The following is a 929-nucleotide window of genomic DNA, read 5'->3' as shown; positions in this document are numbered from 1 at the left end:
CATGTTTTAGTTTTTAAAGCATCAGGTTCTTCGCTTTTGGGAGACTTAGGACTTGGAAATTTAGATTTGATTTCCCTTGAACAAACCACTTTAGAAGTATACAAAGCAAGTGCTGAAGGCGAATTTCTTTTAACGGATTATAGTTTAGACCGTTACAGTACAGCAAATTTAACTATCGATTATCCGGTTAACAACAGCAGTTATATTTTCTACAGTTCAGGTACAACAGGCAAGTCCAAAGCGATTGTGGGGAACCAGGAAAGCATTACACATTATATCAACTGGCACAAAAACACCTTCGGATTTAATCCTGAAAGTCGTGTAAGCCAGATTGCATCAGTCACTTTTGATGCGAGTCTAAAAGATATTTTAACGAGTCTGATTTCAGGAAGCTGTTTGTGCATTCCGGCTGCCAAAACCCGTGAGAATATGGTGTTGTTAGGCCAATGGCTTTCAACAGAAAAAGTAACCATTTTGCAGACCGTTCCTTCTTTATTTAGACTATTGACGAACAGCCTTGTAGAACAGAATCTTTCTCTAAAAGACATCAAAGAAGTTGTTTTAGCAGGAGAAAAATTATACGGTCGTGATGTGGCCTTATGGCGTTCCCTTTCCGGACATACAGCCCGAATGAGCAATTTATACGGACTAACCGAAACTACGGTTCTGAAAAGCTGTTACCACATTCCAAACGAAGATGTAGATCCCGGTACCGTTTTACCTGTGGGGCAAGCCATTGCCAACAGTATGATCGCGGTAATCAACGACAGCGGACTGAGTATGTGGGGAGAAATCGGAGAAGTATACATTAAAAGTCCGTACATCAGTAAAGGCTATTTAGATCAGGAACTTACTGCAAAATTATTGGTACAAAATCCATTGGTTTCGGATCGTGAAGATCTGGTTTGCAGAACGGGCGACTTAGGCCG

General features: G+C 40.8%; 1 protein-coding gene. It reads left to right on the top strand.

Translation table 11 applies throughout. The features are described from left to right. Positions 1 to 929 (top strand): AMP-binding protein (locus tag GJU43_RS22715; protein ID WP_154344183.1); only part of this gene is annotated, 929 nt, incomplete at both ends.

It is taken from the genome of Flavobacterium sp. LC2016-23, assembly GCF_009674775.1.
Lineage (GTDB): Bacteria > Bacteroidota > Bacteroidia > Flavobacteriales > Flavobacteriaceae > Flavobacterium.
This window is presented reverse-complemented; position numbering and strand designations above follow the sequence as displayed.